20 protein-coding genes and 1 pseudogene are annotated in these 24,240 nt (G+C 63.8%); 7 read left to right on the top strand and 14 right to left on the bottom strand.

Features of this window, described 5'->3' with window-relative positions; translation table 11 throughout:
* Positions 1-22 precede the first annotated feature (22 nt).
* From KB879_RS35445 to KB879_RS35435, 3 genes are read right to left on the bottom strand one after another with little or no spacing between them, the layout of a single operon-like run.
* On the bottom strand, positions 23-1,045 hold the full coding sequence (locus tag KB879_RS35445) for an alcohol dehydrogenase catalytic domain-containing protein (protein WP_211982467.1): 1,023 nt from the start codon (positions 1,043-1,045) through the stop codon (positions 23-25).
* Complete coding sequence (locus KB879_RS35440; protein WP_211982464.1) at positions 1,042-1,998, bottom strand: fumarylacetoacetate hydrolase family protein; 957 nt, start codon at positions 1,996-1,998, stop codon at positions 1,042-1,044. Before KB879_RS35440 ends, KB879_RS35445 begins: the two co-directional genes overlap by 4 nt.
* A gap of 48 nt (positions 1,999-2,046) precedes the next feature.
* Entirely contained in the window at positions 2,047-3,189 is a 1,143-nt protein-coding gene (locus tag KB879_RS35435) for a VOC family protein (protein WP_211982462.1), read from the bottom strand.
* 542 nt (positions 3,190-3,731) lie between these two features.
* Here KB879_RS35435 and KB879_RS35430 point away from each other — a divergent pair.
* Positions 3,732-4,271 (top strand): GNAT family N-acetyltransferase, encoded by a 540-nt coding sequence (locus KB879_RS35430; RefSeq protein WP_211982460.1) that lies wholly within the window; start codon positions 3,732-3,734, stop codon positions 4,269-4,271.
* Here the strand turns inward: KB879_RS35430 and KB879_RS35425 are convergent.
* Entirely contained in the window at positions 4,245-5,330 is a 1,086-nt protein-coding gene (locus tag KB879_RS35425) for an IS630 family transposase (RefSeq protein ID WP_211982458.1), read from the bottom strand. The two genes, KB879_RS35430 and KB879_RS35425, sit on opposite strands and share 27 nt — an antisense overlap.
* A 145-nt stretch (positions 5,331-5,475) precedes the next feature.
* On the opposite strand from KB879_RS35425, the gene KB879_RS35420 reads away from it, so the two are divergent.
* The 6 genes and pseudogenes from KB879_RS35420 (at position 5,476) to KB879_RS35395 (ending at position 12,297) form a co-directional block, all read left to right on the top strand.
* Positions 5,476-6,072, top strand: coding sequence for a hypothetical protein (locus tag KB879_RS35420; protein ID WP_211982456.1), 597 nt, complete (start codon positions 5,476-5,478; stop codon positions 6,070-6,072).
* An 18-nt stretch (positions 6,073-6,090) separates the two neighbouring features.
* On the top strand, positions 6,091-6,576 hold the full coding sequence (locus tag KB879_RS35415; protein WP_211982454.1) for a hypothetical protein: 486 nt from the start codon (positions 6,091-6,093) through the stop codon (positions 6,574-6,576).
* Positions 6,577-6,814: 238 nt separating this feature from the next.
* Positions 6,815-8,251, top strand: coding sequence for a carbohydrate porin (locus tag KB879_RS35410; protein WP_371827429.1), 1,437 nt, complete (start codon positions 6,815-6,817; stop codon positions 8,249-8,251).
* A 208-nt stretch (positions 8,252-8,459) separates the two neighbouring features.
* Positions 8,460-10,195: pseudogene (locus tag KB879_RS35405) on the top strand (ABC transporter permease).
* A 13-nt stretch (positions 10,196-10,208) separates the two neighbouring features.
* Positions 10,209-11,507: a nitrate/sulfonate/bicarbonate ABC transporter ATP-binding protein gene (locus KB879_RS35400; protein WP_211982452.1), complete on the top strand. Its 1,299-nt coding sequence runs from the start codon at positions 10,209-10,211 to the stop codon at positions 11,505-11,507.
* 67 nt (positions 11,508-11,574) lie between these two features.
* Positions 11,575-12,297 (top strand): MgtC/SapB family protein, encoded by a 723-nt coding sequence (locus KB879_RS35395; RefSeq protein WP_211982450.1) that lies wholly within the window; start codon positions 11,575-11,577, stop codon positions 12,295-12,297.
* Between the two features lie 606 nt (positions 12,298-12,903).
* On the opposite strand, the gene dapA is transcribed toward KB879_RS35395, so the two are convergent.
* The 10 genes from dapA to KB879_RS35345 form a co-directional block, all read right to left on the bottom strand.
* Positions 12,904-13,872, bottom strand: coding sequence for a 4-hydroxy-tetrahydrodipicolinate synthase (dapA, locus tag KB879_RS35390; protein WP_211982448.1), 969 nt, complete (start codon positions 13,870-13,872; stop codon positions 12,904-12,906).
* Positions 13,859-14,215, bottom strand: coding sequence for a hypothetical protein (locus KB879_RS35385; RefSeq protein ID WP_211984459.1), 357 nt, complete (start codon positions 14,213-14,215; stop codon positions 13,859-13,861). The genes dapA and KB879_RS35385 overlap by 14 nt, the downstream gene beginning before the upstream one ends.
* 142 nt (positions 14,216-14,357) lie before the next feature.
* Complete coding sequence (locus KB879_RS35380) at positions 14,358-15,185, bottom strand: TorF family putative porin (RefSeq protein ID WP_211982445.1); 828 nt, start codon at positions 15,183-15,185, stop codon at positions 14,358-14,360.
* Positions 15,186-15,317: 132 nt separating this feature from the next.
* Entirely contained in the window at positions 15,318-16,013 is a 696-nt protein-coding gene (kdpE, locus tag KB879_RS35375) for a two-component system response regulator KdpE (protein WP_211982443.1), read from the bottom strand.
* Positions 16,014-16,044: 31 nt separating this feature from the next.
* Positions 16,045-18,891, bottom strand: a complete 2,847-nt coding sequence (locus tag KB879_RS35370; RefSeq protein WP_211982441.1) for a sensor histidine kinase KdpD — start codon at positions 18,889-18,891, stop codon at positions 16,045-16,047.
* Positions 18,892-19,005: 114 nt separating this feature from the next.
* A complete protein-coding gene (gene kdpC, locus KB879_RS35365) occupies positions 19,006-19,632 on the bottom strand; it encodes a potassium-transporting ATPase subunit KdpC (RefSeq protein WP_211982439.1) in 627 nt (208 codons plus the stop codon).
* A gap of 20 nt (positions 19,633-19,652) precedes the next feature.
* Positions 19,653-21,890, bottom strand: coding sequence for a potassium-transporting ATPase subunit KdpB (gene kdpB / locus KB879_RS35360; RefSeq protein WP_211982436.1), 2,238 nt, complete (start codon positions 21,888-21,890; stop codon positions 19,653-19,655).
* Positions 21,891-21,993: 103 nt separating this feature from the next.
* Positions 21,994-23,814, bottom strand: coding sequence for a potassium-transporting ATPase subunit KdpA (gene kdpA, locus KB879_RS35355; RefSeq protein WP_211982434.1), 1,821 nt, complete (start codon positions 23,812-23,814; stop codon positions 21,994-21,996).
* Entirely contained in the window at positions 23,814-23,903 is a 90-nt protein-coding gene (kdpF, locus tag KB879_RS35350; protein ID WP_078199188.1) for a K(+)-transporting ATPase subunit F, read from the bottom strand. The genes kdpA and kdpF overlap by 1 nt, the downstream gene beginning before the upstream one ends.
* Positions 23,903-24,067 (bottom strand): hypothetical protein, encoded by a 165-nt coding sequence (locus tag KB879_RS35345; protein WP_211982432.1) that lies wholly within the window; start codon positions 24,065-24,067, stop codon positions 23,903-23,905. Before KB879_RS35345 ends, kdpF begins: the two co-directional genes overlap by 1 nt.
* Positions 24,068-24,240: the final 173 nt, after the last annotated feature.

Genomic DNA, 24,240 nt, shown 5'->3' with positions numbered 1-24,240 from the left:
CTTGTTGTGGCGCTGTCTTTTTCTAGAGTTCCCCTGGCAGCAGGACGGCCCGCCGGGGTTGGCCTTGCCCGACGTGCAGGAACGCCTGCCCGGCCTGGCTGAGCGCAAAAGTCTTAACCTCGGCGGGCGCCAGCGCCGCCGCGCAATCGGCCAGTGCCTGCAAGGCCGAAGGGTTCGGGCGGAAGGTCGTCCACCCATAGCGCGCGCCCTTCGGTATCAGCCCGCGTTTGCCACGCTTGCCGACCAGCGTGGCCACCCCGCCTCTGAACAGTCCCAGCCGGTCGAAGTTGCCGAGCAGCGGATGTACCGTGGTCGCATGACCGGCCGCGTCGGGCGCCAGCCGGCGCAGCAGGTCCGCTTCGTCATCCCAGCTGGCGAAATTCAGGGTGGCGGCGAAATGCCGCGGCAGGCTCGCCAGCGACTGGCGGTGGCGATCGACGAGTACGTCAGCGCCAGCGGCCAGGCAGGCAACGAGTCCTTTACCTCCGCCGACAGCGGTAACACTCGCTCCCAGCCTGCGCAGCAACCAGACCGCGATCTGGCCCAGGCCACCGGTTGCGCCGTGCACGAGCACGGGCCGCCCGTTCACGGTCTCGCGGCAGATCCCGGCGTCGGCGAACGCGCGCGTCACGGTCAGGAAGTTGTACGGTAGCGTCGCCAAGGCGGCGGCCGGGATGGACGACGGCCTCAGGCGAGCGTGTTCGGCGCGCATGGCGACATGGGTGGCATGCGTGCCCGCACTTGATGGCGGCTTGGCGCCGAACACGGCATCGCCTTCGCGCAGCCCGGTCACACCCTGGCCCACCGCGCAAACCGTCCCGACAAAATCGTTACCGAGCACGAGCGGCATGCGCGCCGCGCCCATCAAAGAGAAAAGCCTGCTGCCGTAGCCGCCGCGGCGGCGCACATCGATGGCATTGACCGCCGCGGCCTCCACTTGCACCACGATCTCGCCCTGGCGCGGCTGCGGGCGGGGCGCCGGGCGCAGCCGCAACGCGAACGCATCGCCAAAGCCGTCGATGGCGGCGGTATAACTGTGGCTCATGCTGCCACCACCCGATTGCGCTGCTCGCCCAGGTCGATGGCGCCGTCGTCGGTGCGGATCGAAGCGGTCATGACGTCGCCGGGCCGCAGGTAAGCCGGGTTGGACAAGCCCTTCTTGATGAAGAGGCGCCACTTCGCACTCTCGGACAGCAAATGCCGGAACACCCACATCGCCAGCTTGCCAGGCGCACGGGCGGCGCAGCCGGCCGGCGTGCCGGTGGCAATCAGATCGCCGGCTTGCAGGTCGTGCAGCGAGGACATCTCGGTAAGCGTCTGGTGCGGCTTGAAAATCATGTCGCCGCAATAGGCGTCCTGGCGGGGCTGCCCGTTGACATGCAGTTGCATGCGGAACGCGGGCCAGCGCCGCCATTCCTCCTTGTCCAACAGCACCAGGAAAGGCCCGACCGGGCCGAAGCTGCGGTAGCTCTTGCCCTTGTAGAACTGGGCCTGCGGCAGCTGGACGTCGCGCGCCGAAATGTCGTTGACGATGGTCACGCCAGCGAGGTACTCGTGCAGTTGGTCCGGCCCGACCTGGACCGCCTCGCTCAGCGGCTTGCGCACCACGAGACCAAGCTCGATTTCGTAGTCGAGCAGATGCACATGCGCCGGCCGCACCACGTCGGCGTCGGCGGGCGCAAGGCAGGACGGGGCCTTGGTGAACAGGGTGTTGAAGGCGATCTTGTCAGGGTCCATGCCGGACTCACGCACATGGCTGGCGTAGTTGATGCCCTGGCACAGGAACTGGCGGTCAGACGTGACCGGCGGCAGCAGCGTGACGGCGTCGAGCGGCAGCGTGGCCTGGCCGGGGGTGCTGCGCCACGCGGCTTCGAGGCCGTTCGTGACGAAGTCGGCGGTGCTGGCAGAGCCGCAAGACAGGGGCGCGATGCGGCGGTCGTGGACCACACCCCAGCAGGGTTCGCCGCCGTGGAGATATCGGACGACTTTGACGGACATTTGCTTTCCTTGACGTGAGGGGGTTCGTAGAGGGGCGGATGCGCAGGCTCAGAGCCAGGGCCGCGCCTGGGTCATCGCGCGGCCAAGCAGCTTCAGCCGCGCGGCCGAGAGCCGGCCGGCGCGCAGCAGCCGCGCAACCCGGAACACCGTGGCGAGATTGCGCTTGACACCCATGCTGGCGGGGACGTCGTCGCCCCATGCCCAGATGCCGGACATTTCCAGCGGCACGTAGTGGGTTTCCCGGTCGGCGGTGAAGACATCACCGTCGGCGTAGTGCTCGAATTCCATGCCGTCCGGATCGAACCAGTAATCGAACAGTTGACTGCCGAGCACATGGCGCCCGATACCCCACATATGGCGGTGGCCATTCGCGCGCAGCACGTTGTTGCCCTGGCCGAGCGCGTCGAGGTCGAGCACTTCGTATGCGCTGTGCTCGTATTTCTCCTCGATGCCGCCGGCGAGCACGAAGGCGTGATGGTCCGCGGGCGTGCTGCCGAGGTCCAGGCGGAAGAAGCAGAGATTGGGAGACCCGTCCTCCAGATACTGGACATCGGTCGGGATCAGGCCGAGATGACGCATATACCAGCGCGCCATGCCGGGAAAGTCGACGGTCTGGAGCACGACGTGGCCGAGCTTGACCACGGCCGCGGGCTCCAGCGGCGGCCGGACCGTAGCATTCACCCGCCGAAGCTGTCCCGGGTCGTTGGTGAGCGAATGCAGCGGGTCCCGCAATGGCAGCGGGTCGACCGGCTGCTGGCCGGTCACCAGCCACAGCAAGTTCCCGGCGGGGTCGGTCAGTTCGACGCCGGCGCCGCCGCCCGGAATCTCGTCTGCCTGGAGGCGGCGCGCATTCGCGTTGGCCTCGAGGTAGTCCAGGTCTGCCTCGCTGCGCACCGAAAAGGCCGCGCCGACATAACGCGAGCGCTGCCCTGGCGTCGCGAGCATCAGGCACGGCTGGGGGCCGGCGCCGCGCATCAACAGCCGGCTGCCGGTGCGCGACACGCAATGCATGCCGAAATCCGTCAGGAAGGTCTGCGTCGCGCGCAGGTCGCGCTTCTCGAACATCAGGAAGGCAAGCGCCTGGGCCTTGACCAGGGCTTCGGGCCGGTCGAGCTTCTGGACGAAGGCAGGCAGCGCACTTTCGGGGAAAGCCGGCGGCGTGCGCAGCACGCTGCGGGGCGGACGGGTCATGGCGTCTCCAATGGCCGGGCGCCGCCCATAGGTGGCACCCGATGTTTTGACGACATTATCGTCATCCTGATGTTTTAGTCAATATCAAAGAGACGAGCAGACCTTTGCCCGCAGCCGCTTGCGACGTGTGCTTCATTCGGCGCGATTCGCGGGCGGCCCGCGTTATTGTGATGCTGTTTCGTCAAGCTTTCTCTCTCACAACACCAAGGCAAAAGGCCAATTGCGGCAACGAATTGCGAGCAGCCACGCAGTGGCTTCATGGCTTGACCAGCGGTCAGGAGCCAAACTAGGCGCCGGTAGAAGGAAATCGTAAGGTCCAGCGCTTCGCGCTAGGCCTGAGTGGTGAAATCGATAGACACAAGGGACTTGAACAATTTGAGCTTTCGGGGGGAAACGCCCAAAGTGACGCCCGTCAAAGTCGGCGAGAGCCCTGGATGCTGCAGCATCCGAGCCAACGCCTAGCCAAGCTGCGGATTTCGGTGAAGGTGTAGAGAGCAGACAACGGGCGACCGCGCAAGGCCGGAAGGCTGTTGACGAGCAGCATGACGAAGACGCCAAGGCAGAGGATTCGCCGGCGGATCGGGCGGCATCCCGTATGCGCCATTCCTGAGTCGCGAACCATGGCGAAATCAGTGCTGCAGATTCGCGCTATCCACGGCGGCGCGCACCACGGCCAGGACGACTACATGCTTGAAGCACGCATGGGCGACGTATGTGCCGGACATCTTGATAACTCCTGCTTCCAGGGCGTCCCGAAGATCTCCTTTATCGAAGTGAGCGAAGGGCATCGGCGGCGAGGGATCGGCACTGCACTGGCTTACGCACTCCAAGACGCGTATCCCGGGCAGGAAATCGAGTTCGGGATGCTCACTGATGAGGGGGCCGCGTGGCGGTGCAGTCTCCCGATGGTGTCGGTGCCTGATCGAGCTGTCGTTGAGGCCGGGGCGGAGTTGGAGCTTGCCCGGAGCGAGCGTGATGCACCTATCAATGCGGCCACGAGCGGCGATCCCACCGACTTCGCCCGACTCAATATGCTGCACTACCGCATCGAGGGGCTAGTGTCCCGAGTCAGAAATTCGTAGACAAAATCGCCTGATGCTAGCGAGGATGTCATCGGCGGACTTTGTCCACACGAAAGGCGTGGGGTTGGCGTTGTTCAGGTCAAGGTATTGGCGGATGGCTTGCTCAAGTTGTCGGGTTGAGCGATGCGTGCCGCGGCGTATGTATTGTTCGGTGATGGTTGCAAACCAGCGTTCCACCTGATTGATCCATGAGGCGGAGGTCGGTGTGAAATGAACGTGGAAGCGCGGATGGCGGGCGAACCAAGCCTTAATCGACGCCGTCTTGTGCGTGCCGTAGTTGTCCATGACGAGATGCACATCGAGCTTGGGTGGCACGTTGGCTTCGATTGTGCGTAGAAACTGCAGGAACTCACTGCTGCGATGTCTGCGATGCAATTCACCGATAACTTTCCCTGTGGCGATGTCCAGCGCGGCGAACAACGTTGTCGTGCCATGGCGCATGTAGTCGTGCGTACGTCGCTCGGGGATACCTGGCGCCAGCGGCAGAATGGGCTGCGTGCGGTCCAGTGCCTGGATCTGGCTCTTCTCGTCAACGCACAACACCATGGCCTTGAGCGGTGGGTCGAGGTACAACCCCACGATATCGCGCACCTTCTCCACGAACAATGGGTCGCTGGAGAGCTTGAAGGTCTCCTGTCGATGCGGCTGCAGCCCGAAGGCACGCCAGATACGCGTCACGGTCGACTGCGACAGATCCGCCGCGCGAGCCATGGTGCGCGTGCTCCAGTGGGTGGCGCCGGCTGGCACGGATTCGAGCGTCTTGGCAATAATCGCATCCACCTGTGCATCACCGATGGTCCTCGGCGCCCCTGGGCGCGGAGCATCCAGCAACCCATCCAGGCGATCCGCGACGAATCGCGATCGCCACTTGGAGACCGTATGCACGTCGACACGCTGCTTTGCCGCGACGGTCTTGTTGTCCAGGCCTTCAGCACTGGCCAGCACGATGCGCGCGCGCAAAGCCAACGCCTGTGCCGTCTTGCGCCGCATCGTCAGCGCCTTGAGCTGCTCGCGTTCAGCCTCACTCAAGATTAGTTCCGCCTTTGGTCTTCCCCTCATCGCTACCTCGCCCCGTGCGTGCCTTCAATGCAGAGTACAACGCGAGCCAAATAATGCAATCAATTTCTGACTCATGACACTAGAGCAGGAAGTCGCTGGTAAGAGCGCCGTCAAGCAACTCATCACAACCACCACAGGAATGAACATGGACACCCGACGCGATCCGATGCGAAGGGACGCCGACCAGGTCGGCGCACTACAGCTGGAACCGCTAACGATGAAGCTGTTCTCGGCGCGATGGGACACCAGCTTCGAGCAGCGTGGCGAAAAGGTGCAGCTGGAACGGGACTTCACTACCGATGCGGGCTACTCGGCAGAAGACATCGAGCGGATTCCGAGTCTGAAAGTCGGCGAATCGTGGACATGTCCAGACTATGGCAGGTCCCATACCGTGACGCGACTTCTTGACGGCGATATCCCGGAAGTGCGGACGGAGTACATCCAAAAGTACCTTTCGCCAAGGATTCCGAATGATGCCAAGGAGGCGCAACGAGTCCTCGATGGCTTCGAATCGAAGGCCCAGGTTGAAGCCATGGCAGGCGCGGATCCCGAGGCGACGAGCGACAGCGGCGTGACGCCGTCTGACCTGATCACCCGGACTTTCGGATTTGCCAAATCGGCAGACGCCTGGCTGCGCGAGCGCGCCGCCGCGCTGACGAATTCGGCATTGGCTCGATTTCGATCCGGATCGGATGCGCCCGCTCAAGTTACCCATTCCAAGCCTCCCGCACAGCGCATGTGACCTGGTGAGATAGAGAATATGAACCCAGCTACGCCCGCAGGCATCGCAAACGCCGATGCGCATCTCAAAGACGTCGGCCTGCCAACATACTCGGAGTTGGCAGGAGCCCTACGCGATCTCATGAACTACACAGGCGGATGGGACGAGAAACCTTCCCATCCTTGTGGCAAGGCCGCGCGCGTGATTTCCCGTCTGGAGGCGGCTGGTAAGTTCCTGTATCAGGATCCGACCGCGCAGGACGACACGCCAACAATCGACCTCATGCATGTCTCGTATGATCGAATTCTCCTCCTTTCTTGGCGCGACTGCGGTCTGGACAACGGTGCCATTCCGCTCGCTACGTCGGGCCTTCCTCAACCTTCGTTTGACCGCCGGAAAAGCGTTGTAGCAGAAATGCTGCGAGCGGCCGAGAGGCTGGAAAAAACCATTTGTGGGCCGATGAAACCTTCTGGTATCCTCCGCTCCGTCATCACTAAGGGTTCTCCCCATGGACTGTTGTTCTAGTCGGCGTCACGCCGATCTCTGAACGGCTAGTCAGTCAAGGCGACATCTCGCCACTGCCTAGCCGTTACCGGCGGGTAGTGGCAACCATACAGATTCTCTGTGTGGCCACCTCCCGATTTTTTTTGTTAGCGTTCTGTACCAAGAAGGCAGTCGCGGGCAACATCGCCCTCACTCTTTGACCTTCGCGAGCAGTCGCACCGAGCCTACACGCGCCATAGAAACGCGTGAGGGAGGTCTCATGTCGTTCCTTACCTGTTTCCAGTTTGCCTTCTCCGCCCTTACTTTTTTGAAGGGCACCCGTTGGTCGCACCGCTCGCTTGTGGCGCTGACCCTGGCGCTGCTTGGCATTGGCCTCGCACCGGCGCATGCCCAGGACGCCGGTGAAAGCCAGCCGGCTCCGGGCGCTGCCCCTGGCAATACGGCGTCGGATCCGATGGAGGACCGCTTTGCCTTCCACGGGCAGGCCACCTACATCTGGCAGCGCAAGCCATCGTTTGGCGCGGCCTATTCGGGCGAGCACAGCCTCGGCACGGAACGGGCCAAGAGTTATTCGTTCACTAGCACGCTCGATTTGGGCCTGCGCCTGTGGCAAGGGGCAGAGTTCCACTTCAATCCCGAGGTCTCGCAGGGCGTGCCGTTCTCCGGCCTGCACGGCCTGGGCGGCCTGACCAACGGAGAACTGGCCAAGTCGTCGGGCACCAATCCCACGTTCTACCGGGCCCGGGCCTTCGTGCGCCAGACGTGGGGCCTGGGTGGCGGCGAGGAGAAGCTCGATGCCGACTTCAACCAGTTCGCCCGAACCGTCGACAAGCAGCGCGTCGTGCTGACCGCCGGCAACTTTGGCGTGCTCGACATCTTCGATCTGAACCCCTACGGCTCCGACCCGCGCACGCAGTTCATGAACTGGTCCTCACTGACGCATGGCTCGTTCGACTATCCTGCCGATGCGCGCGGCTACAACTGGGGCTTGGCGCTGGAGTACGTTGGCGATGGCTGGTCGGCGCGCTTTGGCCATTTCCTGCAACCGCTGGAATCCAATGGGCTGAAGCTCGACACACGGATGTTTGAGCACTACGGCGACATCCTCGAACTGGAAAAGCGCTATAACCTGGCTGGCCGTCCCGGAGCTGCGCGCCTGCTGCTCTGGCGCAATAAAGCGAAGATGGGCAAGTTTAGCGATGCCATCGCATTCGGGCAGGCCAACAACGTGACGCCCGACGTCGCCGACGTGCGCGCGGAACATGCCAAGGTGGGCGTGGGCATTACGTTGCTGCAGGAGGTCAATGATTCGCTGGGCGTGTTCTTCCGCGCCAATATGTCGGACGACAAGACGGAAACCTATGCCTTTACCGAAATCGGCAAGCAGGTCGCCGGCGGCGGTACGTTGAAAGGCACGTCCTGGGGGCGGCCCAATGATGAACTCGGGGTGGCGATGGCCGTCAACATGCTGCGATCACCGCACCGGGACTACCTGGCCGCCGGCGGCCTGGGAGCGTTCCTGGGCGATGGCGCGCTGCGTTATGGGCCGGAACAAGTGCTCGAAATCTATTACAGCCTGGAACTGTTGAAGTACTTCAGCATCAGCCCGAGTTTCCAGTACATCCGCAACCCCGGCTACAACCGGGATCGGGGGCCTGCAAAGTTCTATGGCGTCCGGTTCCACGCCGAATTCTGAGGCGCAAGGCGATAACCTTCCAGTGAACAGGAGGGGCCATCATGGACGACGACCCTATCGCTGCGCTGCGCCTACCAACTGCTCGTAGCAGCCGGCTTCGCGGCTGGCAGGGTGGTGAATCCAATGGCTCGCGAGCCCGTTCTGACGAAGCTGCCAGCACAAGCTCCGTGGGTTCCCGTTTAACCATGCTGTCGGCCAAGGAGGCCCCATGGCAAACGAATTCCTTCCGCAACCCCCCGGCACGGCTCGGCGTCTGCTTCCGAACCGCTGGGATTTCGTCGCACTTCCGCTGATTATCGGTCTGCTGGTAGTGGCCGCGTCGGGCATCCGTGAAACGCTGGCACCGCTCGCGGGCCCCAGCGCCGAGGCGATCTCGCTAGATCCCGCCATGCTGCCCGAATACGCCCTGCGGACCACGCTGCGCATGCTGGCCGCACTGGCGGTGTCGCTGCTGTTCACCTTCACGTACGGCACGCTGGCAGCCAAGAGCCGCCGGGCAGAGAAGGTACTGGTCCCCATTCTCGACATCCTGCAGTCGGTGCCGGTGCTGGGCTATATCTCCTTTACCGTGGTCTTTTTCCTCGCGCTCTTTCCGGGCCGCATGCTGGGCGCCGAGCTCGCAGCGATCTTCGCGATCTTCACCAGCCAGGCCTGGAACATGACGTTCAGCTTCTACCAGTCATTGCGAACGCTACCGCCTGACCTGATCGAGGTGTCGAGCAGCATGCGCCTGACGCCCTGGCAGAAGTTCTGGAAGCTGGAGGTGCCGTTTGCCATGCCGGGGCTGATCTGGAACATGATGATGAGCATGTCGGGCGGCTGGTTCTTTGTCGTCGCCTCGGAAGCCATCACGGTCGGCGACAAGTCGATCACCCTGCCTGGGGTCGGGGCCTACCTGGCCACCGCCATTGCCGACAGCAATATGGCAGCGGTGGGTTGGGTCATCCTGACCATGATCGCAGTGATCGTCCTGTACGACCAGTTCCTATTTCGTCCGATGGTGGCCTGGGCAGATCGCTTCCGGCTGGAAAGCACGAGCGCACAAACCGCACCGGAGTCCTGGGTGCTAAACCTCGTGCACCGTACCCACTTGATCCAGAGCCTGCTGCGTCCCTTCGGCCGCCTGCTGCGCAAGCTGGCGCGGGCCCGCTTCGCGGTCCGCCTGCCCGTGGCCTCAGGCGTCTAACGGGCAGGCCTGACCCGAGTCGTCGACCTCGTCTCGAGCTTTTTGGTGGCAGTGCTTGCCGGCTATCTGCTGTTGCGGACGATCAGCTATGTCCACACTGAAGCCGGGCTGGACGAAGTTGTGAAAGTTATCGGGCTGGGCTGCTGACGCTGCTGCGCGTGCTGGTGCTGATCGTCCTCGCCTCCCTGATCTGGGTGCCGGTCGGGGTCATGATTGGCCTGCGGCCCCGGCTTGCCGAAAAAATCCAGCCGCTGGCCCAGTTCCTGGCCGCATTTCCGGCCAACCTGCTGTTACCCGTGTTTGTGTTCGGCATCGTCCATTTTCATCTCAATCCGGACATCTGGCTGAGTCCGCTGATTGTGTTGGGGGTGCAGTGGTACATCCTCTTCAATGTCATCGCCGGGGCAACCGCATTTCCGAACGATTTCCGCGAAGCGGCCACCAATTTCCATATTCACGGCTGGCAGTGGTGGAAAAAGATCATGCTGCCCGGGATTTTTCCCTACTACGTGACCGGCGCCATCACCGCGTCGGGCGGGGCATGGAACGCGAGCATCGTGTCCGAGGCGGTGTCATGGGGATCTACCAGCCTGTCGGCGCACGGCCTTGGCTCCTACATCGCCCAAGCCACCGCCGCCGGGGACTATCCCAAGATCGTCCTTGGTATTGCGGTCATGTCGATCATGGTGGTCTGTTTCAACCGTTTCCTGTGGCGTCCGCTGTATGCCATCGCCGAAAACAAGCTGCGCATGAACTGAGAGGGCAAGCACAATGCAAAACGAAATTCTGACCCCTTCCCGGAACATCCTGAGCATTCGCGACCTGAGCCACGGCTATGGCCGCGAGCAAGGCAAGCGCCTGGTGCTGGACGGCGTGAACCTCGAACTGCGCGAAGGCGAGATCGTCGGCCTGCTTGGCCGGTCGGGCTCTGGCAAGTCCACGCTGCTGCGGATGATTGCCGGGCTGATTTCCCCTACATCGGGCCAGCTCGACTACTGCGGTGTTCCTATCAAGGGCCCAGCCGAAGGCGTCGCCATGGTCTTCCAGACCTTTGCGCTATTCCCATGGCTCACAGTCCTCGACAATGTTGAAGCTGGCCTGGAAGCCCTGGGCGTGCCGCCGGCGGAGCGGCGTGAGCGCGCGCTTGCGGCCATCGACCTGATCGGGCTGGACGGCTTTGAGAATGCCTTCCCACGCGAGTTGTCGGGTGGCATGCGCCAGCGTATGGGCTTTGCTCGCGCTCTCGTCGTCAATCCGACGTTGCTGCTGATGGACGAACCATTCTCGGCGCTCGACGTGCTAACGGCCGAAACCCTGCGTACCGACCTGCTCGATCTGTGGACGGAGCGCATGTTGCCGATCAAGTCGATGCTGATCGTGACCCACAACATCGAGGAGGCGGTCTTCATGTGCGACCGTATCCTGCTGCTGTCATCCAACCCGGGGGCTGTCGTCGCCGAGTTCGAAGTACCGTTCAAGCATCGGCGTGACCGCCTTGATCCGGCATTCCGCGAACTTGTCGACGAGATCTACGCCAAGATGACAGCCCGGCCAACCAAGGGAGTTGCACCAAGGAACGGCCTGGACATCGGCATCCCGCTGCAGCCGGTTTCCACAAACCCGATGGCGGGTCTGATCGAAACTGTGGCTGCTGAGCCGTATCGGGGCCAGGCCGATCTGCCGGAGATCGCAGCGACCATGCATCTGGAGGTGGACGATCTCTTTCCAGTCGCCGAGATGCTAGGACATCTCGGCTTTGCCGAACTGCGCGAGGGCGACATTGTGCTGACCGCGGCAGGGCTGGTCTTCAATGAACATGGCACGCAGGAACGCAAAGCCCTCTTCGCCGAGCATCTGGTGCGACGTGTGCCGATGGCCGGCTATATCCGCACGGTGCTGGCGGAGCGGAAAGACCAGCAAGCCCCGCGCGTCCGGTTTGAGCAGAAGTTAGAGGATTTTCTGAGCGAAGAACTGGCCAGGCAGACGCTGGAGGCGATCATTGAATGGGGACGTTATGCGGAGATCTTCTCGTACGATGACCATACGGAGCGGTTTTCGCTTGAAAGCTAATGCAACTTGTCTGTCCTCAACCTGACGCAGTCACCTTGAGCCCGACTCTGACCAGTTCGAGTGAAACATGACCATTGAAGCCATCCAAAACATCAATCTGGATTCTCTATTCGATACCAGCATCAGTGTGGCCGCGGCATTCGTGCTGGGCGCGGTGATCGGTTACGAACGACAGTACCGCCAACGTACCGCCGGCCTGCGCACGAATGTGCTGGTGGCGGTCGGCGCGGCCATCTTCGTGGATATGGCCAACCGGCTGGCAGGGCACGATGGTGCCGTGCGCGTCGTCGCCTATGTGGTCTCGGGAATCGGCTTCCTTGGCGCCGGTGTGATCATGCGGGAAGAGGGAAACGTGCGCGGACTCAATACCGCTGCCACCTTGTGGGGCTCGGCAGCCATAGGCGCGTGTGCCGGCGCGGATCTGCTTCTGGAGGCTACGGTCGGTTGTCTATTCGTGCTGGCTGCCAATACGCTGCTTCGCCCCATGGTCGACCGCATCAACCGCCAGCCCATCGATACTCCCGCCGTGGAGGTGACCAATACCGTCTACGTCATCGCACCGCGGGAGCGCCAGAAGGAAGCAATGCGCATGTTGGATGAGGCCCTGGAAAGCAGTAATTATCCCACGCGCGACCTGGTGGTTCACGCCTTTGGCTCGGACGACGTGGAGATCGAGGCCGTGCTGATGGCGACCTCGGTCGATGGGGAGAAGCTCGATAACGTTGTCGAGCAACTGGCAGAGTCAAGTGCTGTCAGTCAGGCCTTCTGGAGCCCCAGCACCACTGATTGAATTGCTGTGGCCGCCAGCGACATCGTCAGCGTTGCCCGGACAGGGGGCGCTTCCCGGGACAGGCGGGTTTCCCCGAGCAGTTCGAGTGGTGGGTGCGGCTTATGACGAAGTTTAGTGGTTTCAGGCTTCAAGTGAGACCGCCACGTTGGCACTCGTTTGCCCGGGTCAGTGAGGTCGACGAACGCCTTATCGCTCCGTGAAGATGAGTCCCATCTGCTCGGCCAGGTCAGTGATCCAGTCCCAGTCGACGCTCAGCTCGCGGTGGCAAGCGGGACAAGTCAGCGGCAGCGGGAGTTTTCTCGAGACCATATCCTGCAGGGTCTCAGAGTGAACGTGCCCGCACGCCGTGCAGGTGAAGAAGAGTGGGACAGGAGGTTTCATTGTCGCCTCGACGGATCGGTCGCCGGATAGTTCGGCAAGGGCTGGGTCTACGCTCCGGACCGACTTGTGTGGAATCTCACGCGACCAAGCCCTGATATCAATGTACAAATGCCATCGAAAAAATTGTGTAAAGACCTGGGCTCACGGCATAAACAACGCATAAAACCGATCCCCAGACATCGCTGGCCTGCCGACGGTGAAGCGGGGGCAACGATGGCTAGTCTTTCAGGCCGCCAGATGCTCGTCCCGTGCCACAGAAGGCGGAGGAAGAAGGGCCATGGCCTCCTCCAGCCGCTGGACCAACAGGGAACTTGCCGGTTGCAACGGCAGGCGGGTTTCCGGGGAGATCGCGCCGGAAAGTGCCAAAGCCGCCTTCACTGGTGCGGGATTCGGCTCTGAGAACATGGGGGAAATCAACCGGGCGAGTCTGGCAAACAATGCGCGAGCCGCACCGAAATGGCCGGTCTGCGCCAGATGCAGCAGGCGGACGAAGAGATCCGGACGAATATGCGACGACGCTGCGATAACGCCGGCACCGCCGGCAAGCAGGTGATCCAGCATGGCGGCGTCCTCACCGCACAGCACGGTGGTGTGCAGATCGCCGGAAAGCGCGCCAAGATTGCCGCTGTCGCACTCTTTGACCGCCGCGATCTGCGGATGGGCAAGCAGGGATCGTATGAGCGGCGGCGACATCGCACACCCCGTCCGCTTGGGAACGTTGTACAGCATCAGGGGGCGATCGGTTGCACGCGCCACCTCGTTGAAATGCCACACGATGCCCTCATCGGAGGGCCGCAGATAGTATGGCGGTGGCACCAGGTAGCCGGCAAGGTCAAAGGCGTCCAGTTCGGCAATTTGCGCACACACCGCGCGTGTATCGACCGCACCCACGCCAGCCATCACCGGTAGCTCGCCATGGACGGCTTCTAGGACTGCCGCCGCGAATACTTGCCGCTCGCGTGTGGAAAGCAGGCTTCCCTCGCCCGTCGTGCCCAATATGATCAAGCCATTCACGCCTGCCTCGGCGTAGCGCTCGGCCAGCCTGGCCGCACCTGACAAGTCCAGCGAGCCGGCACCCATCGGCGTGACCATGGGCACCCAAATGCCCCACGGTGACTCGCGGGAGATCGCTGCGATACCGGTGCAGGCGCGAACGGCGGCACCGGAGAAGCTCTCTTCCTCAGTGCGCCACATAGTCGTCTCCCAAGGCTGTCGTGACCCCGAACTCCGCAGCCGGAAATGCCATCATGATGGCATGCATGGCCGCGTCGCGGTCCGTGCGGGCCATCTCCACGTGCATCAAAGTTTCGCCGTGCCGGTAGTCAACGTTTACCACATAGGCGCGGGCCAGCTCACCGAGCGCCCTGTGGATGGTCTGCCGCAGCTCGAACACCTCGGTGGATGTCACCGCAAGACGCATGCGGATCCAGGCCGGTGCCGGCTGGGAAACCGCGCGCAGCGCGGGCATGGTGCCTTCGCTGCTGCGCGAGGCGGTACGTCGGGGAACGGTGTCAACGGCCAGGCTTGACTGTCGCATGATTGGATAGACCCGCGCGGTAGCGGGTCGCGTGTTGGACATGGCTTTATGCTAGCCAGCACCGTCTAAATTTGATGCAAGGATGTTGGGCTTTGGCGTTAAATCCGCATCAAAATCGGCGACGCTGGCAAAGCGCTCGCGCTCAGAACGTCTTCGTCAGCGAAGCCCAGGCCGCGGCCTTGCCGAGGTAGCGGCCCCGGTTGGCGCTGGTGTAGACCGATTCCTTGGCGTTGGTGTCCACGTAGGCCACCGCCAGCGCAAAGCCCTTGCCCAGATCCTTGGTCAGGCCGATCTTCCAGTCGGTGTACGAGGCGTCGCTGTTGTGCGTCACGCCCTGGTAACCCACATGCGCATTCAGCGTCAGGTCCCAGAAATTCAGCGGCACGTTGGCCGTCAGGTCGACGTAGTAGCTGTTCTTGCTGTCGTTGAAACCGAACAGGTTTGTCACGGCATGCGAGTACTTCAGGAACACCGGGCCCCAGCCGATGCCGGCGTACAGTTCCGTGGTGTACGGTCGCGGGTTGTTGTAGCCGCCCGGGTAGTAGTATTCGAGCACGCCCAGGTCGTAGTTGAACTCGAGACCAGACACCTTGAAGGTGTTCTTGAAGCCTCCGTAGAAATCCATTTCGACCGGTGCCGACACCGACGAGTTGGCATCTTCGAGCCAGCTGATGCTCGAGTTCCAGTTGCCCACGTAGAAGCCGCTCTCATGCGCGTAGTCGAAGCCACCCTGGATCGCCGGGCGCAGGTTGGTCTGGCTGATGCCGCGATAGCGGTAGTCCGAAACCAGCGAAACGTTGGCCGTGAACGTATGCGGCGATGCCGGCTCAGCAGCGGCAGCAGCCGGAGCCGCGGCAGCCGCCTCGGCGTCTGGCTGGGATTGCGCCATGGCGGGCACGGCGGCGAACAAGAGGATGGAAGGTACGGAACATGCAAGCAGCGCGGCTGCCGTATGGCGCAGGTCAGTCATTTTTTTGTGGCGAAAAGTTGAAAAAATCCCCATTGCAGGGAGCCTCGCCACGATATGGCCTGACGCCTAAAAAAGGTATCAAAAGCCGCAATGCCTGCGTACAAATCCAATAAAGACGGCTGGGATTCAGCGTTATCCGGCAAACCGATAGCCCAAACCGATTTCCGTCAGCAGGTGGGCGGGCTGCGCCGGGTCCGCTTCGAGTTTGTGCCGCAGATGTCCCATGTAGACGCGCAGATACTGGCTGCTTTCTGCCTGAGAAGGCCCCCGCACTTCCCGCAGCAATTCCCGGTGCGTCATGACCTTGCCGCGGTGGGCGATCAGAGCCGCCAGGAGACGGTACTCGATCGGGGTCAGGTGCACGGCCTGTCCGGCACGGGTGACCAGACGGCTGGCCAGGTCAACTTGTACGTCACCGAACAGAATCTGGTGGGAGCCTTGCGGGCTGGCCCTGGCATGCCGGCGCAGCAGCACGCGCAGGCGTGCAACCAGTTCTCCGACGCCAAATGGCTTGGTCAGATAGTCGTCGGCGCCGGCATCCAACGCACCAATCTTGTCGGCCTCTCCACTACGTGCCGATAGGACAAGGATCGGTACGTCAGTCCACGTACGCATCTCGTTGATCAATTGCACCCCATCACCGTCCGGCAACCCCAGGTCGAGTATGACTAGGTCAGGCTGCCGGGTACCTGCCTCAACCAATCCGCGCTTGAGCGATTCTGCCTCGTACACCGTGCAGCCTTCAGACTCCAGCGTCGCGCGAACAAAGCGCCGGATATGCCGCTCATCCTCAATGAGCAAAACGGTTGGGGAAAAATCGAATGGCATGAACTCCCTCTCCTTCCTAACTGGCGACGCACTAGGCATCAGCCGGCTCCGGTTCCACTGCCGGCGGTTTCCCGCGAGGCAACGCGACCAAGAAGCGCGCGCCGGCTTTCTCGCCGGGCCGGTCTGGCCGCAGCGCCGGTTCCACCCAGATGCGCCCGCCATGCGCCTGGACGATTGCCTCGCAGACGGCGAGGCCGAGGCCCACGCCTGCGGTCGCCGACTCGCGCTCGCCGCGCGTGAATTTCTCGAAGATCTGCCGCTCCATGCCTTTGGGCACGCCCGGGCCATCGTCCTCGACCGCAATCCGGATTTCATCATCGACCGCTGCGGCCGACAGCCGGATCTCAGTGCCCGCGGGCGTGTATTTAGCCGCGTTTTCCAGAAGGTTGCAAAGCACGCGCTCCATCAGCACCGCATCGCATTCGACCAGGGGCACCCTGGACAAGTCGGCGACGACCACACGATGGCGAGCGAGCGCATCGCGCATGGCGGCAAGGCTGGCGCCAACCAGTTCCTCCACCGACTGCCACTCCATGTTGGTCCGGACATCGCGGCTCTGCAGCTTGGCCATGTCAAGCAGGTTCACCACCATCGTCCGCATCCGCCTGGCCTGCTCCAGCATGGCGGATACGTTCTCGTCCAGCGGCGGGGCCAGCGCAGGCTCGCTGCGCTGCATGGTTTCGGCCATGCCGATCAGGCTGGTCAGCGGGGTGCGCAGGTCATGGGATACGGCCGCCAGCAATGAGCTGCGCAAACGCTCTGACTCCATCGACAGCAAGGCCTGCTGAGCCACCTCGACGTAGTGCAGCCGTTCGATCGCGATCGCGATCAGTGTGCAGTACACGTCGACCTGACGACGCAGCGCGGGTTGCGCAAAGGCGCGCGCCACCGCGGGCTCGACCGCCAGCACGCCGCGGGTCTGCATCGGCGCCTTCAACGGTAGGTACAGCACGGTACTGCCCGGCAGCGTATGCGTGCCGGTGCCGGCCGGCTCGCCGTGATCAAAGACCCACTTCGCCAACACACGGTCGATCGAGTCGGTGCGCGCCCCCGTGTCTTGCTGACCGGCATCGGACACCGGCGGCAGCAGGCGCCCTTGCGGCGAAACCAGGAAGAAGGCCGAGTTGGCATCGAAGGCGGCGCGCAGGAAGCGGCTGCCGATCGAAACGATCTGTTCCGGCATCAGCGCGGCCGACAGTTCGCGCGCCAGCTCGTACAGCGTGCGCGCGTCTTCTTCGCGCTGCACGGCCAGTTGCGCCTGTTCGCGCAAGCCGGCCGTCAGTTGCCCGATGACCAGTCCGACGGAGAGCAGCACCAGGAAGGTCAGCAGGTACTGCACGTCGCTGACGGCAAAGGACAGCCGCGGCGGCACGAAGAAGAAATCGAAAGCGGCTACGGCCAGCACCGAGGCCAGCGCTGCCGGCCCGCGGCCATGACGCAGCGCGACCCCGACCACCGCGGCCAGGAACAGCATGGCGATGTTGACGACATCGAACCACTTAAACGCCAGCGCCGACAGTGCCGTGGCCCCCGCGCACCATATGGTGGCCCACAGATAGTCCTTTCGGGTCGCCCCGTCGATGGCCTCGGGGGCCTCCGGCTCCTCGGCGCCGTGGCGCGGGCGAATGTCGGCCCGGGTGGTGTCGGCCGCCACGCGGATGATATCGATCTCCGGGCAGCCGAGCGCCAGCGCATCGGCAAAACTGCGCCGGCCGAACAGCCATGCCGGCGCATTCACGAAGGGCGACAAGGCCAGGCCAAGCAGCGAGCGCGCCCGCTCCGCAAAGGAGGTCCCGCCCCGGCGCCAGTCTGCCGGCGCGCGGCCGATCACAACCTTGGTCAGGTTGTGGCGGCGAACGTAGCCGACCACCGCCTGCACCATGTCATTGCCCGCCAGGGTCTCGGTGCGCGCACCCAGTTCTTCTGCAAGGCGCATGGCCGTCTGCAGGCGCACCCTGGCGACATTGGAGGGCGGCGCCAGCCTCGGCGTGGCGATCGTCACCACATGCCAGTCGCAATCGAGCTGGCCGGCAAGCCGGCGGGCGCTCTTGACGACCTGCTCCGCATCATCGCCGCTGCCGATGCAGGCAAGCACCGCTTCCCGGGTGCGCCAGACCGACTGCACGGCTTCGGACTGGCGCCATGCCCGGACATCGTAGTCCACGCGGTCGGCGGTCCGGCGCAGCGCCAGCTCGCGCAGGGCAATCAGGTTGCCTTTGCGGAAGAAATTGCGCGCCGCATGTCGCGCCTGCTCCGGCAGATACACCTTGCCTTCCTTCAGCCGACGCAGCAGCTCATCGGCGGGCAGGTCGACTAGCACGACTTCATCTGCACTATCGAAGACAGTGTCCGGCACCGTTTCCCACACGCGGATTCCTGTGATGCCCCCAACAGCCTCGTTCAGGCTGTCGAGGTGCTGCACATTGACCGTGGTCCAGACGTCAATGCCGGCGGCCTGCAGTTCCTGGATGTCCTGCCACCGCTTGGGATGGCGGCTGCCCGGCGCGTTGGAATGTGCGAGTTCGTCCACCAGGATCAGCGAAGGATGGCGGGCCAGCGCCGCGTCCAGGTCGAACTCCTTGAGCACCCGCTCACGGTACGGCACATCCTTCATTGGCAGCCGCTCGACACCGGTGATCAGCGCTTCGGTCTCTGCGCGGCCGTGGGTCTCGACGATGCCAATGACGACGTCCGTGCCCTGCATGAATGCCGCCCGCGCCGCGGTGAGCATGGCAAAGGTCTTGCCAACCCCGGCCGAAGCGCCAAAGTACACCCTGAGCTTGCCGCGCGATGCCCGCTCACCTTCGGCCTGAACCCTCTGAAGGAGCGCATCGGGGTCGGGGCGTGCGTCGGCATCGCGAAATTCGGCATCAGACATAGGATGGCTCACCCCCAATCCTGGCAGAAGCAGAACCAGTCGGCACCGCGTCGGGGTACCGCCGCCGATGTGGCCGGCGTGGGGCCCCGCAGCATCGCCCAACCTTCGGGGACTTCATTGCTTCGGCGCAATGCCATCCAATGCAAGGTTCAGCTTCAGGACATTGACGCCTGGGTCACCCAGTACCGGCAGCAGCGGCGCTTCGGTACTCGCGGCGATCAGCTGCTTCACCTGTTCGGTCGAAATCCCCCTGATCCGGGCGACGCGCGCCGCCTGATATTCGGCCGCGGCAGGACTGATATGCGGATCCAGCCCGCTTCCGGATGCCGTGACCAGGTCCACGGGTACCCGCGCCTGGTTGTCGGGATCCGCGGCATGCAGCGCGTCGATGCGCGCACGGGCCGCGTCGGTCAGCGCCGGATTGGTGGAGCCCAGGTTCGACCCGGCCGAAGCCGCGGGGTTATATGGCATGGGCGCCGTCGCCGACAACCGGCCCCAGAAGTACTTCGGGTCGGAGAACGGCTGGCCGATCAGTTCCGATCCGACCCCCTTCCCGTCCTTCTCGATCAGCGAGCCGCCTGCCTGATGCGGAAACACGGCTTTCGAGATCGCGGTGATCATGCCAGGATACAACAGGCCGGTAATCAGCGACAGGGCGATGAACACCGCGAGCATCGGCCTGACAAGCCCCCCCTGCACGGGCGGCGGCGACGGCCGCGGGGACTGCACTTGCGTATTCATGAATGCTCCGATAGGGGAAATCAGACCCAGCCAAACAGGGTAAGGATCATGTCGATCAGCTTGATGCCGGCAAACGGCACCAGGATGCCGCCAAGCCCGTAGATCAGCAGGTTGCGGCGCAGCAGCACTGCGGCGCCCAGCGGCCGGTAGACGACGCCCTTCAGCGCGAGCGGAATCAGCACGACGATGATCAGCGCGTTGAAGATCACCGCCGACATGATGGCCGAAGCCGGCGTCGCGAGGGCCATCACGTTCAACAGGTTGAGCTGCGGATAGGTGGTGGCAAACGCCGCCGGGATGATCGCAAAGTACTTGGCGATGTCGTTGGCCACGCTGAAGGTCGTCAGCGAGCCGCGCGTCATCAGCATCTGCTTGCCGATCTCAACGATCTCGATCAGCTTGGTCGGGTTGCTGTCCAGGTCCACCATGTTGCCGGCTTCTTTGGCCGCCTGCGTGCCGCTGTTCATCGCCACGGCCACATCGGCCTGGGCGAGTGCCGGGGCATCGTTGGTGCCGTCGCCGGTCATCGCGACGAGCCGACCTTCGGTCTGGTACTGGCGGATCAGCTTCAGCTTGGCTTCCGGCGTGGCCTCGGCCAGGAAGTCGTCAACGCCCGCCTCAGCCGCAATCGTGGCCGCCGTCAGCCGGTTGTCGCCGGTGATCATCACGGTCCTGATGCCCATCTTGCGCAGCTCGCCGAAGCGCTCGCGGATGCCGGTCTTGACGATGTCCTTCAGTTCGATCACGCCCAGCACGCGCACCGCATCGCCCCTGGCGTCGGCCACCACCAGCGGTGTGCTGCCGACGCGCGCTACCTCGTCCACGGCCTGCAGTACGGCATCAGGGAACTTGCCGCCGCGCTCGGTCACGTAGCGGCGCACGGAATCTGCTGCACCCTTGCGCACGTGACGCTCGCCGCCGCCATCGCCTAGATCGACGCCGCTCATGCGGGTCTGGGCGCTGAACGGCACGAAGTCCGGCTTCAGGTTGGCCATCTCCGGCGCCGCCAGCCCCGGCTGCTGGCGGGCCAGCGTGACGATGCTGCGGCCTTCCGGGGTCTCGTCGGCCAGCGACGACAGCCAGGCGGCTTCCGCGAGCTGCAACAGCGAAACGCCCGGCGCCGGGATAAAGCGCGATGCCTGGCGGTTGCCGTGGGTGATCGTGCCGGTCTTGTCGAGCAGCAGCACATCCACGTCACCGGCGGCTTCGACGGCACGGCCCGACGTGGCGATCACGTTTGCTTCCATCATCCGGCTCATGCCAGCCACGCCGATGGCCGACAGCAGGCCGCCAATCGTGGTCGGAATCAGGCAGACCAGCAGCGCCACCAGCACGGTGATCGTCACCGGCAGGCCAGCCTTGGTCACCATCACGCTGTAGAGCGAGAACGGCTGCAGCGTGGCAGTGGTCAGCAACAGCACCAGGGTCAGGCCAACCAGCAGGATGGTCAGGGCCAGCTCGTTCGGGGTCTTCTGCCGCTTGGCGCCCTCGACCATCGTGATCATGCGGTCGATGAAGCTCTCGCCCGGGTTGGTCATGATGCGTACCACGATCCAGTCGGACAGCACCCGCGTGCCACCGGTCACGGACGAGAAATCGCCGCCGGATTCCCGGATCACCGGCGCCGATTCGCCCGTGATGGCGCTCTCGTCAACCGAGGCCACGCCGTCGATCACTTCGCCGTCCCCAGGGATCATGTCGCCGGCTTGCACCAGGACAACGTCACCACGCCGCAGCGCCGTGGCGGCACGGCTCTCCGTGGCGCCGCCACGCCTGCCGTCCTTCAGTACACGCGCGGTCACCGTGGTCTTCAGGCCGCGCAGCGCTTCGGCTTGCTGCTTGCTGCGCCCTTCGGCCAGCGCCTCGGCAAAGTTGGCGAACAGCACGGTGAACCACAGCCAGACCGAGACCGCGAGGATAAAGCCCGCGCTTTCTCCGCCATGGACAGCGGTGGGCGCGAACAAAGCGCGCAGGAACAGGATGGTCGTCAGAATACTGCCCACGTAGACGACAAACATCACCGGGTTGCGCAGCTGGTCGCGCGGCGACAGCTTCCGGAAGGCCGCAACGAGCGCGGGCTTCACCAGCTCCGGCGCGAACATGCTCCGCGAACGGGGGTGATGCGGGTGACGGTGAGGGTGCGTTCCGCGTTGCTGGCCGGAGGCCGGCGCACCCTTCGCCTGGAGCGTGTCGGAAGAAGAAGCTTCGGGCGTCTTGCCGCCGCGCTTGCCCGCTGGGGCCGTCGAATCATGTTGCATGGTTTCTCCGCAATCCGCTGGAGACACCCGGCACCCGCGTCTGCATCGCAGTGCAGGTACCGGACGTGTCGGAATGCTCGATATCTCTTCGTCAGTGGTCGTCTTACTTCGCCGCGGTGGCCGTCACCGTGCCCTGCAGCTGCTCGGCAACCGGCCCGAGCGCCAGGGCCGGCACATAGGTCAGCGCACCGACCATCAATACCGTCCCCACCAGCAGGACGACGAACAGTGGGCCGTGCGTCGGCATCGTGCCGCCGCTGGGCGGCACGCGCTTCTTGGCCGCGAGCGAGCCCGCCAGCGCCAGCACCGGGATGATGATCCAGAACCGGCCAAGCCACATGGCCGCCGCCAGCAGCGTGTTGTAGAACGGCGTGTTGGCAGAGAGGCCCGCAAAGGCGCTGCCGTTGTTGTTGGCCGCCGACGAGAGCGCGTAGAGGATCTCCGAGAAGCCGTGCGTGCCGGGATTGAACACGCCCGCGCGCCCCGCTTCGGCCATCACCGCCACCGACGTGCCGAGCAGCACCAGCAGCGGCGTGACCAGGATCGCCACGGCAGTCATCTTCATTTCGTAGGTTTCGATCTTCTTGCCGAGATACTCCGGCGTGCGGCCGATCATCAGGCCGGCGATGAACACGGCGAGCACCGCATAGACAAGCATGCCGTACAGCCCCGAGCCGACCCCGCCGAACACCACTTCGCCCAGCTGGATCAGCAGCATCGGCACCGCCCCGCCGATGGCGGTGAACGAGTCATGCATGCTGTTGACGGCGCCACAGGAAGCCGCGGTGGTGATGGTGGCGAACAATGCCGAGGCCGCGATGCCGAAACGCGTCTCTTTGCCTTCCATATTGCCGCCCGCCTGCAGCAACGAGCTGGCATGGTCCACAGGCAGGCCGGACAAGGCTGCGTTTACCGATTGCTCGGACAGCGCGGCCACGCATGCCATGGCCACGAAGATTGCCGTCATGGAAGCCAGCACCGCCACGCCCTGCCGTCTGTCTCCAACCATCTCGCCGAAGGTGAAGCAAAGCGCCGCAGGGATCAGGAAGATCGCCAGCATCTGGATGAAGTTGGCCAGGGCATTGGGGTTCTCGAACGGATGCGCCGAATTGGCATTGAAGAAGCCACCCCCGTTGGTGCCAAGCATCTTGATGGCCTCCTGCGAGGCGACCGGCCCCATCGCCAGCGTCTGCTTGTCCGTCTTCAGGTCTTCCGTCACCGGCTTGCCCTGCGCATCGAGCACCGGCTGCCCGGCCGCATCGACCTTGGGCTGGCTGTACTCGACCGGCGTGACCAGGCTGACTTCCTTGTAGGCATCGAAATTCTGGATCACGCCCTGGCTGACCAGCGCCAGCGCGATCACCGTGGCAATCGGCGCCAGTACATACAGCGTGATGCGCGTGACATCGACCCAGATGTTGCCGATGGTGGCCGCGCTCTGGCGCGCGAAGCCGCGGATCAGCGCGAACACCACGGCGATGCCGGTGGCGGCGGACAGGAAGTTCTGCACGGTAAGCGCGAGCATCTGCGTCAGATAGCCCATGGTCGACTCGCCGGCATAGCCTTGCCAGTTGGTATTGGTGACAAAGCTGATCGCCGTGTTGAAGGCCGAGTCCGGCGTGACGGCACCGAAGCCTTGCGGATTCAGCGGCAGCATGCCCTGCAGGCGCTGCAGCGCGTAGACCGCTACCACGCCAAGTAGGTTGAAGGCGAGGAGCGCGACGGTGTATTGCTTCCACCCCATCTCGGCGTCGGCGCGCACGCCGCCCAGGCGATACAGCAGTCGCTCCAGGGGGCGCCCCCACGCGGTCAGCGCGTAGCGGCCATCCTCCACGGCACGCCGGAGATAGCGCCCAAGGAACGGTGCGCACGCCAGGAGGATGGCGAGATACAGGAGCAGCAGGCCCACGAATTGCGAGGACATCAGAATTTCTCCGGCCGGAACAGCGCAACGAGGAGGTAAACAAAAATGGCGGCTGCCAGCGCGCCGCTCAGCAGATCGGTCCAGCTCATCACAGCCCCCTGTCCGACGCGCTGTCTTTTGCCAGCGACTGGTTATGCGGACCGCCGTGCCCGGTGCCCGCCGAAGATTGCGGGGCCAGCACGACGCACAGCCCCAGCAGGGCCGCGCTCAGCACGGCAAAGCCAATCAATACGATCAGAAAGATCCCGTCCATGACAAAACACCCTTGCGTGGTTTCCGCTTGGAGCTTAGCGACGGGGTCGTAAAAACTGGGTAGAAAGGTGATCGGTATGTATAAAGAACGCATAAAGATCAGCCCAAACGGCCCAGGCAAGCGAACAGAACATCACCTCGCTGCCTGTTGGCGGCCTGATCAACAGCGGCAGA

The organism is Cupriavidus sp. KK10 (assembly GCF_018223725.1).
GTDB classification, from domain to species: Bacteria; Pseudomonadota; Gammaproteobacteria; order Burkholderiales; family Burkholderiaceae; genus Cupriavidus; species Cupriavidus necator.
The sequence above is the reverse complement of the archived record's forward strand: the minus strand, read 5'-3'. Positions and strand labels throughout refer to the sequence as shown.

Coding starts and splice junctions, on each gene's coding strand:
- KB879_RS35445 (WP_211982467.1), bottom strand. CDS start 1,045: ATGAGCCACAGTTATACCGCCGCCATCGACGGCTTTGGCGATGCGTTC.
- KB879_RS35440 (WP_211982464.1), bottom strand. CDS start 1,998: ATGTCCGTCAAAGTCGTCCGATATCTCCACGGCGGCGAACCCTGCTGG.
- KB879_RS35435 (WP_211982462.1), bottom strand. CDS start 3,189: ATGACCCGTCCGCCCCGCAGCGTGCTGCGCACGCCGCCGGCTTTCCCC.
- KB879_RS35430 (WP_211982460.1), top strand. CDS start 3,732: ATGACGAAGACGCCAAGGCAGAGGATTCGCCGGCGGATCGGGCGGCAT.
- KB879_RS35425 (WP_211982458.1), bottom strand. CDS start 5,330: ATGAGGGGAAGACCAAAGGCGGAACTAATCTTGAGTGAGGCTGAACGC.
- KB879_RS35420 (WP_211982456.1), top strand. CDS start 5,476: ATGGACACCCGACGCGATCCGATGCGAAGGGACGCCGACCAGGTCGGC.
- KB879_RS35415 (WP_211982454.1), top strand. CDS start 6,091: ATGAACCCAGCTACGCCCGCAGGCATCGCAAACGCCGATGCGCATCTC.
- KB879_RS35410 (WP_371827429.1), top strand. CDS start 6,815: ATGTCGTTCCTTACCTGTTTCCAGTTTGCCTTCTCCGCCCTTACTTTT.
- KB879_RS35400 (WP_211982452.1), top strand. CDS start 10,209: ATGCAAAACGAAATTCTGACCCCTTCCCGGAACATCCTGAGCATTCGC.
- KB879_RS35395 (WP_211982450.1), top strand. CDS start 11,575: ATGACCATTGAAGCCATCCAAAACATCAATCTGGATTCTCTATTCGAT.
- dapA (WP_211982448.1), bottom strand. CDS start 13,872: ATGTGGCGCACTGAGGAAGAGAGCTTCTCCGGTGCCGCCGTTCGCGCC.
- KB879_RS35385 (WP_211984459.1), bottom strand. CDS start 14,215: ATGCGACAGTCAAGCCTGGCCGTTGACACCGTTCCCCGACGTACCGCC.
- KB879_RS35380 (WP_211982445.1), bottom strand. CDS start 15,185: ATGACTGACCTGCGCCATACGGCAGCCGCGCTGCTTGCATGTTCCGTA.
- kdpE (WP_211982443.1), bottom strand. CDS start 16,013: ATGCCATTCGATTTTTCCCCAACCGTTTTGCTCATTGAGGATGAGCGG.
- KB879_RS35370 (WP_211982441.1), bottom strand. CDS start 18,891: ATGTCTGATGCCGAATTTCGCGATGCCGACGCACGCCCCGACCCCGAT.
- kdpC (WP_211982439.1), bottom strand. CDS start 19,632: ATGAATACGCAAGTGCAGTCCCCGCGGCCGTCGCCGCCGCCCGTGCAG.
- kdpB (WP_211982436.1), bottom strand. CDS start 21,890: ATGCAACATGATTCGACGGCCCCAGCGGGCAAGCGCGGCGGCAAGACG.
- kdpA (WP_211982434.1), bottom strand. CDS start 23,814: ATGTCCTCGCAATTCGTGGGCCTGCTGCTCCTGTATCTCGCCATCCTC.
- kdpF (WP_078199188.1), bottom strand. CDS start 23,903: ATGAGCTGGACCGATCTGCTGAGCGGCGCGCTGGCAGCCGCCATTTTT.
- KB879_RS35345 (WP_211982432.1), bottom strand. CDS start 24,067: ATGGACGGGATCTTTCTGATCGTATTGATTGGCTTTGCCGTGCTGAGC.